The following is a 7,699-nucleotide window of genomic DNA, read 5'->3' on the forward strand; positions in this document are numbered from 1 at the left end:
TGCGCAAGATCGGCATCGATCCGGGCATGCTGTCAAACGCCGCCGGGCACGCGTAGCTGCATCCAGGCAAAATCCAAATAATGACGTCCCCGCGCGGGCGCGATGACTAGACTTTAGCTGGTCATGCCCGCGAAAGCGGGCATCCAGTATTCCAGAGACGGCAGTGCTTGAGCCGATAGGCTGCGGCGTACTGGATCGCCCGGTCGAGCCGGGCGATGACAGCATCCGTGCTACTCCGCCGCCTGCTGCGTCACCGTCGGCTCGGTGCCGGCGACGGTGGCGCGGCGCATGTCGCGCGGCTGCGACTGATCGTAGCGGCGCACCCGGTGCATGGTCTGGCGGTTGTCCCACATCACGAGGTCGTGCAGCTTCCATTTGTGCACATGGACGAATGACGGCTGGGTCGCGTGCTCGGTCAGATCGCGCAGCAAGACCCGCGCTTCCGGCATGCTCATGCCGATGATGGCGCCGGCATGCGAGGACAGAAAGAGCGATTTGCGGCCATGGCGGGGGTGCGTGCGCACCAGGCGCTGCCGCACCGGCTTGAACATCTGCTTCTCCTCCTCGCTGTAGTCGAGGAAGCCGAGCGAGCCGCGCGAATACATCAGCGAATGTTCGCAGATCAGGTCTTCGATTTCGGTCTTGGTCTCGTCGTCGAGCGCGTCATAGGCGGCGCGCATGTCCGCGAATTCGGTGTTGCCGCCGTTCGGATTCACCACCCGCGCCGACAGCAGCGAGAACTTTGCCGGAATGGCGCGGAACGAACTGTCGGAATGCCACAGGCAATTGCCGAGATTGAACAGATGGGCGCGGCTGTCGCGCGCCAGCGGCCTGCCATCCTTGCCAAGATTGGAGACGTCATTGAGGCCGGAGTCGAGGCGAAAATCCTCCGTTTTAGTGATGTTGCCGCCGCGCGGGTTTTCGCGCTCGCCGAAATTGAGCGCAAACGCCATCTGCTGCTCGTCGGTGATGTCCTGGTCGTGGAACACGAGCACGGCGTAGTGATCCATCGCCGCCTCGATCTCGGTGGCCTCCTGCCTGCTCAGCGGCTTGCGCAGGTCGACGCCGCTGACCTCGCCGACAAAGCATGGGCCGATCTGTCGGACTGACAGGGTCATGGCGTTCCCTCCTGCATCGCAAGATGCGGTGTTCGGTTTGATTTGCGCGAAAGGGTATCCGCCGAGCGATCGGTGTCAACGCGTCCGTCCCGCAACCCAGTCACGCATTGCGCGCCATCAACCCGCCATCGACGGGGATGACCGCGCCGGTGAGAAACGACGCCGCCGGGAGGCACAGGCTCAGTGTCATATGCGCGACTTCTTCCGGGTCGCCATAGCGGCCGAGCGCGGTGCGGCGTCTGGCGTAGACCTGCTTGTGCTCGTCCAAAATGCCTGCGGTCATCGCCGTCGCGATCGGGCCCGGGCAGATGCAGTTCACGGTGATACCATCACGGCCGAGTTCCACGGCCAGCGATCGCGTCAATCCGGTGACGCCGGCCTTGGCGGCGGAATAGGCGCTGTGAAGTGCGGTCGCACCGAGTGCCTCTGTCGAAGCAATGTTGACGATCCGCGGGCATTTGGATCGGCGCAGATAGGGCAGGGCGGCGCGGATGATGCGCTGATGCGCCGACAGCAGCACGGCCAGCGCCCTGGTCCAGGTTTCATCGTAGGCGGGATCGTCGATCGCGGCGCGCACCGAGATGCCGGCATTGTTGATGAGGATGTCGAGCCCGCCAAAATGCTCGGCAATGTCCTTGACGGCCATGTTGATGAATTCCGGGTCGGCCACGTCGAGCGGCCAATGCTTTGCCGTTCCCCCGTCGGCGGCGATCTCTTCGGCGACTTTTCGCGCTCCGACGGCATCGTAGTCAGTCACCACGACATGCGCGCCTTCGGCGGCGAAGACGTGCGCGGTGGCGCGCCCCATGCCGCTGGCAGCGCCGGTGACGAGCACGATCAGTCCTTGCACCGACCGGCTAAGCTGTTTGAAATCTGACATCGCTGGGGCTCGCGAACGGAAAGGGTCGGCAATTGACAAGGCTGCCGAGGCTGGCATCGATCCGCTGAGAGGTCAAACCAAGTCAAGATATGGAAGGGTGCGCCATGAACGAACTCGACTTCAGTGGCCGGCAGGTGCTCGTCATTGGCGGCTCCAGTGGCATCGGCAACGGCATCGCCCGGGCTTTTCGCGCGAAGGGCGCGCGCGTTGCGGTCTGCGGCACGCGCGAACGCGCGGCAGATTATTCCCCGGACGAAGGCTCGGATCTGGACGGACTGGACTACGTCAGGCTCGACGTCAGCGACGGCAAGGCGATCGAGGAGTTCAACCCTGCATTCCACGCGCTCGACGTGCTGGTGCTGGCGCAAGGCGCGGTGATCTATCGGCGCGGCGAGTTCGAGATGGAGGGATTCCGGAAGGTGATCGAGGTCAATTTGATGAGCCTGATGGCCTGCGCGCAAAAATTTCATCCGATGCTGCGCGCAGCGAAGGGATCGCTCATCATCGTGTCGTCGACCGCGGCCTTTCATGCGACCAGGGGCAATCCGGCCTATAATGCCTCGAAGACCGGCGCGCTCGGGCTCACGCGAACGCTCGGGCAGGCCTGGGCGGAGCAGGGTATCCGCGTCAACGGCATCGCGCCGGGCCTCGTCGACACCAAGATGACCAAGGTCACGACGGCAAATCCAAAGCGGCTCGAGGATGCGCTGGCGCGGATTCCGCTGCAGCGGCTGGGGACACCGGCCGAGATGGCCGGCGCGGCGCTGTTCCTGGCCTCGCCGCTTGCCTCCTACATCGTCGGCCAGACCATCGTGGTCGACGGCGGGCTCGTGCTGTAGTTACCACAGACGGGAAAAGTCGCCCGGCGGCGCGGCGGCCGCGCGCCCGACGACACCCGGCGGCCGCAACACGCCGGGGGGATTTGCACGCGGCGGCGCCGGCTGACGGGGGCCGGAGCCAGCACCGAAGAAACTTCTCGGCGGCGGTGGCGCTGCAGCCTGCGCGGGAGCCGCGGCAGGCGGTCTCTTCACCTGCTTCGGGACCGCTGCGGCGGCTGCCGGGGTCGCTCCGTCCGTCGGTGCGGTCGAGGCGACCGGGGTATCGCCCTTCGCCGGTTCCTTGGCCAGTTCGCTGCCGATCTCGCGGCGAGGCCAGGCGAAATCGTCCGCGCGGCCGGCGGGCGGCGACAGCGCCTCGCCCTTCACCAGGGTGCGTGCGGCGAGCGCGTCGACAGCTGCCGGGCGTGTGCCGGGACCGCCGAGCAACTGGTCGGCACTGACCGAGGACGCCACCAGCGGCAGGATCGGCCCCGCCAGCGGGCGAGGCGCGGGCTGGCCCGGAACCGCATTGGCGTCGGGTGTCGCGGGTTCGCTCGGCAGCGCGACCGGCGATGTGCGCGTGGCCAGCAGCCGGCCGATCTCGCGCTCGACGTAATGCGCGAGCTTGCGCGCGCCGGCCTGGGTAAAATAGACGCCGTCGTCGGCGCGCAATTTGCGCGGCTGGCCTTCGAAGTCAGGGCCCCTCTGCAGGAAGCGCCCGGACTCGTCGACAAAGCCGTCCCAGACGTCGACATAGGTGATGCCGGCCTTGCCGGCGGCGTCACGGTACAGCGAATCCAGGAACAGCATGTCGGATGTGCCCTTCTGGCCGCGGATCGCAGGCAGACCGACCCAGATCACCGGCACGCCCTTCGACTTCAGGACCGCGATCATCTCCTCGATCTTCTTGCTGTAGAGCTCGATCCAGCGCTCATCGCGGAACTCATAGAGCCCGTTCGGCGAGCGCGCGGCCCTTTCCGGCGCGGCTTGCGGCGCGTCGCTGTCCGCATCGTCCTGTTCGGCGTCGGCGCCCTTGTCGTCGGCCTTGTCATTCGGCTTGTCAGCGGCCTTGTCACTGGCCTTGGCCGCATCATCAGCGGTGCCATCCGGCTTGGTCTTGCCATCCGCAGGCTTGCCGGCATCCGGCTTGATCGCGTCCGGCTTGGCCTTGGCGTCCTTCTTGTCTGTCTTCTTCTCGCCCGGCTTGTCGGTCTTGTCCGGTGCCGGCTCGCGAATCGCCACGCGGTCATTGAGCCCGAGCATCACCACGATGATGTCCGGCTTCTCGGTGGCAAGAATCCCCTTGGCCGCGGCCGCCCAGTCCGCGGGATCGCCCTTGGGCTGATATCTGATCAGGCCGGACACCGTCTTGTGCTTGCGGATCACGCCCATATCGGGCTGCTCGGCGTAGGCGTCCTCAAGACCATAGGCGAGCCAGTCAGCCATGGCGTCGCCGAGCACGAGCACGTTGCGCTCCGCGACCGTGTCGCGCTTCGGCGGGGCCGGCGCGTGAGAAAAGTCCTGCTGCACGCGCTTGGGGGCCTGTGGCTGGAACGGCTGGAAGAAGTCGCTGCCGAACCAGCCAAAACCGCGCGAGGGCCGCTGCTGCTGCGGCGGGCCGCCAAAATTGAAGAACTGCGCCGAAGCCGGCCCCGCGATGCCCACCAGCAGCGCGATGGCGACCGCCAATGCGACCAGCGGACCGGGTTCAGTCAGCACCTTGAGGAACGATCTTGGCTTTGACATGCGGCTCGGTTGCGAAAAGATGGCTTTGTGACGACAACATATAATAGCAGAATCGGGCCGCAAGCGGGCGTGCCTGGAGCCGATTACAAAGCCCGGCGTCCCCTCGCCAGGGTCCGCTCGACGGCGTCCAATGTAAGTGGCTCATAACGCTAGACATTCTTGATCCGCCGCGTCACGGACGGAGTAACCATGTTGTGGAGGAAGCCGCCAAACGGGTTCTGCCCTCGAACTCCGGCGGAAAAATATCGCTCGGATTGAAACTTAGCGTGCCCGCAGCCGGTCCAGCATCTCGGCGGTAGCAAACCCGTCGGCAGGAACCCCGATCGAGGCCTGAAAACTGCGCAGCGCGTCCCGGGTCTGCCCGCCGAACTGGCCGTCCGGCGTGCCGCGGTAGAAGCCGCGGTCGGCGAGAAGCTGCTGCAATTCGAGCCGCTCGGTCCGCGACAGTTCCCGCTCCTGACGCGGCCAGGCCTGCACGAAGGGTTGTCCGCCCCTGAGCCGGTCGGCGAAATGGCCGATCGCGAGCGCATAGGCTTCGGCGGGGTTGTATTTCATGATCACCCGGAAATTCTGCAGCATCAGAAAACCGGGTCCCGCGGCGCCGGCCGGCGCCAGCAGATAGGCCTTGTCGGCCGGGTGCGGATAGGGCTGGCCGTTCGGCCGCCGGACGCCGAGATTGTCCCATTGCGACAGCGTCATCAGCTTGGCGCGGTCGGCCAGCATGTAGTTGAAGTTCTGCGGGACAATGACCTCATAGCCCCAGCTCTGGCCGGTCTGCCAGCCGTCCTTCTTGAGGTTGTTGGCGGTCGACGCGATCAGGTCGGCCGGATCGTCGACGACGTTGCGTCGGCCGTCGCCATTGGCATCGACGGCGTAGCGTTTGAAGGCGGTCGGCATGAACTGGGTCGGACCGAACGCGCCGGCCCAGGAGCCGTGCATCTGTTCCACTTGCAGGTCGCCGCGATTGAGGATCTCCAGCGCCGAGAGGAATTCATCGCGGAAATAGGCCTGGCGGCGGCCGATGCAGGCCAATGTCGCGGTCGATTGCAGCACGCTGCGATCGCCGATCTGGGTCGAATAATTGCTCTCGATGCCCCAGATCGCCGCGATGATGAAGCGGTCGACCCCATAGGCTTTTTCGGTGGCGTCGAACTCGCGCCTGTAGGTGGCCAGAATCTCCTTGCCCTTGGCGAGGCGGTTGTCGTTCACCAGGATGTCGAGATAGTCCCAGATCGATTTGGTGAATTCGGGCTGCGCGTCGAGCAGGTCCATGATGCGCAGGTCGGGCGTCAGCCCGGCGGTGAAGCGCTGAAAATTGTCCTGCGTGATGTTGCGCCGTGCGGCATCTGGCCACATCGCCGCGACACAGTTGTCGAAATTCCCCGCCGCCTCGCGGATCGCAGCCGCGGTCATCAGCGGATGACCGGATGCCCCATCCTCGCCGCTCCATTGCACCGAGCTGGTATTGCCGGGCGCGCCTTGCGGTGGCTCTGCCGGCGCGTCGGATTTGGCGCCTGAGAACAGGCCGAAAAAGTTCGAGAGGCCGTTGCCTGACGATTGTGCATAGGCCTCGCCGCCGAGCGTCAAGGCCAATGCGATCGCGATCACGCTACTCCGCAAGGTCGCTCCAAGTTCCATCTGCTGCCGCGCCATGTCTTTCCCGCTGCCCTTCAAATCTGGCTTTCAGGAGGCCTGTTCGCGGTTACCAAGAGTTTAATAAAAATCGTAGTCTGGACGTCAGGCATTTGACAGCACAGGCTTGCCGGCGGCAAACCCTGTGCATTCATATGACCTTCTCCTAAAAGGCATCCCGATCCGCATGAAAATCCGCAAAGCCGTTTTTCCCGTCGCCGGCCTCGGCACCCGTGTCCTCCCGGCCACCAAGGCCATGCCGAAGGAAATGCTGACCATCGTCGACAAGCCGCTGATCCAGTATGTGGTCGACGAGGCCAAGGAGGCCGGCATCGAGCATTTCGTTTTCGTCACCGGCCGCAACAAGGGCGTCATCGAGGACCATTTCGACCGCATGTATGAGCTCGATGCGACGCTGGCCGCACGTGGCAAGAAGGCCGAGCAGGAGATACTCGCGCGCGATCAGCCGGAGGCGGGGGCGATGAGTTTCACCCGCCAGCAGGCTCCGCTCGGCCTTGGCCACGCGGTGTGGTGCGCGCGCGACATCGTCGGCAACGAGCCGTTCGCGGTGGTGCTGCCGGACGAGCTGGTGCTGCACACGCCGGGATGTCTTGCCCAGATGATCGCGGCGGCGGAAAAGCTGCCGGAGAAGTCGAATGTTCTCGCCGTGCAGGAGGTGCCGGCGCACCAGACCCATCAATACGGCATCTGCGGCGTCGGCCCCCGCGAGGGCAAGATGTTCGAGGTCGACGGCATGGTCGAGAAGCCGCCGCAGGGCACCGCGCCGTCGAACTTTTCGATCACCGGCCGCTACATCCTGCAACCCGAGATCTTCGGCATTTTGGAGCGGCAGGAGCGCGGCGCCGGCGGCGAGATCCAGCTCACCGACGCGATGATCGGGCTCGCCGGGACGCAACGCTTCTACGGCGTCGAGTTCGAGGGCGAGCGGCATGATTGCGGCTCGAAGGCCGGCTTCCTGCGCGCCAACATCGCCTTCGGGCTCGCGCGCGCCGATTTACGCGACGGCCTGCGCGCAGACATGCGGGAATATCTGGAGAGCTGACAGCAAGAGCGCGTTGCGCTCTTGCTGTCATTCCGGGATGGTCCATCGAAGTCGGCAACAGCCGACTTCGGTGGACCAGACCCGGAATCTCGAGATTCCGGGTTCGCCTCTTCGAGGCGCCCCGGAATGACATTGTCAACGGGCAATTGACTAAGCAACCAGCGACAGCGGCGGCACCGTGGCGGCGATGCAGCGGTTGCGGCCCGCGGCCTTCGCCGCGTAGAGCGCCTTGTCCGCCGAGCTCACGAGGCCCGGCCAGTCCATCGGCGCGACCGGCGTCACGCTGGCGACGCCGATGCTGACGGTGGCGCGTTCCGCGCCGTCGGACCATTCCTGCACCTTCAGGCGGATCGTCTCGGCGACCCGCATGGCGTCCGCGGCCGCCTGGCCCGGCAGCAGCACGGCGAATTCCTCGCCGCCATAGCGCGCGGCGCAATCGCCG

At 65.5% G+C, this 7,699-nt stretch carries 7 protein-coding genes; 2 read left to right on the forward strand and 5 right to left on the reverse strand.

The annotated features are described in order from the left end of the window. Positions 1–230: 230 nt before the first annotated feature. Both JOZ76_RS13405 and JOZ76_RS13410 read right to left on the reverse strand, forming a co-directional pair. Positions 231–1,118, reverse strand: a complete 888-nt coding sequence (locus tag JOZ76_RS13405) for a TauD/TfdA dioxygenase family protein (RefSeq protein ID WP_291699107.1) — start codon at positions 1,116–1,118, stop codon at positions 231–233. A 100-nt stretch (positions 1,119–1,218) separates the two neighbouring features. Next, entirely contained in the window at positions 1,219–1,998 is a 780-nt protein-coding gene (locus tag JOZ76_RS13410; RefSeq protein WP_291699108.1) for an SDR family NAD(P)-dependent oxidoreductase, read from the reverse strand. A 104-nt stretch (positions 1,999–2,102) separates the two neighbouring features. Between JOZ76_RS13410 and JOZ76_RS13415 the strand changes: the two genes are divergently transcribed. Continuing rightward, entirely contained in the window at positions 2,103–2,837 is a 735-nt protein-coding gene (locus tag JOZ76_RS13415; RefSeq protein ID WP_291699109.1) for an SDR family NAD(P)-dependent oxidoreductase, read from the forward strand. Here JOZ76_RS13415 and JOZ76_RS13420 read toward each other — a convergent pair whose 3' ends face one another. Together JOZ76_RS13420 and JOZ76_RS13425 are read right to left on the reverse strand one after the other, a co-directional pair. Continuing rightward, positions 2,838–4,562 carry an SGNH/GDSL hydrolase family protein gene (locus JOZ76_RS13420; protein ID WP_291699110.1) on the reverse strand — a complete coding sequence of 575 codons (1,725 nt, stop codon included), beginning with the start codon at positions 4,560–4,562 and terminating at the stop codon, positions 2,838–2,840. A gap of 261 nt (positions 4,563–4,823) precedes the next feature. Continuing rightward, the gene (locus tag JOZ76_RS13425) at positions 4,824–6,215 is read right to left on the reverse strand and encodes a lytic murein transglycosylase (RefSeq protein ID WP_291699111.1); all 1,392 of its coding nucleotides are present in this window, start codon (positions 6,213–6,215) and stop codon (positions 4,824–4,826) included. A gap of 166 nt (positions 6,216–6,381) precedes the next feature. Between JOZ76_RS13425 and JOZ76_RS13430 the strand changes: the two genes are divergently transcribed. After that, complete coding sequence (locus JOZ76_RS13430; RefSeq protein ID WP_291699112.1) at positions 6,382–7,257, forward strand: UTP--glucose-1-phosphate uridylyltransferase; 876 nt, start codon at positions 6,382–6,384, stop codon at positions 7,255–7,257. A gap of 150 nt (positions 7,258–7,407) precedes the next feature. On the opposite strand, the gene JOZ76_RS13435 is transcribed toward JOZ76_RS13430, so the two are convergent. Further along, positions 7,408–7,699: GGDEF domain-containing protein (locus JOZ76_RS13435; RefSeq protein ID WP_291699113.1), on the reverse strand; the 292-nt coding region annotated here is incomplete at its 5' end.

The organism is Bradyrhizobium sp. (assembly GCF_019244115.1).
Classification (GTDB): Bacteria; Pseudomonadota; Alphaproteobacteria; order Rhizobiales; family Xanthobacteraceae; genus Bradyrhizobium.

Coding starts and splice junctions, on each gene's coding strand:
- JOZ76_RS13405 (WP_291699107.1), bottom strand. CDS start 1,118: ATGACCCTGTCAGTCCGACAGATCGGCCCATGCTTTGTCGGCGAGGTC.
- JOZ76_RS13410 (WP_291699108.1), bottom strand. CDS start 1,998: ATGTCAGATTTCAAACAGCTTAGCCGGTCGGTGCAAGGACTGATCGTG.
- JOZ76_RS13415 (WP_291699109.1), top strand. CDS start 2,103: ATGAACGAACTCGACTTCAGTGGCCGGCAGGTGCTCGTCATTGGCGGC.
- JOZ76_RS13420 (WP_291699110.1), bottom strand. CDS start 4,562: ATGTCAAAGCCAAGATCGTTCCTCAAGGTGCTGACTGAACCCGGTCCG.
- JOZ76_RS13425 (WP_291699111.1), bottom strand. CDS start 6,215: ATGGCGCGGCAGCAGATGGAACTTGGAGCGACCTTGCGGAGTAGCGTG.
- JOZ76_RS13430 (WP_291699112.1), top strand. CDS start 6,382: ATGAAAATCCGCAAAGCCGTTTTTCCCGTCGCCGGCCTCGGCACCCGT.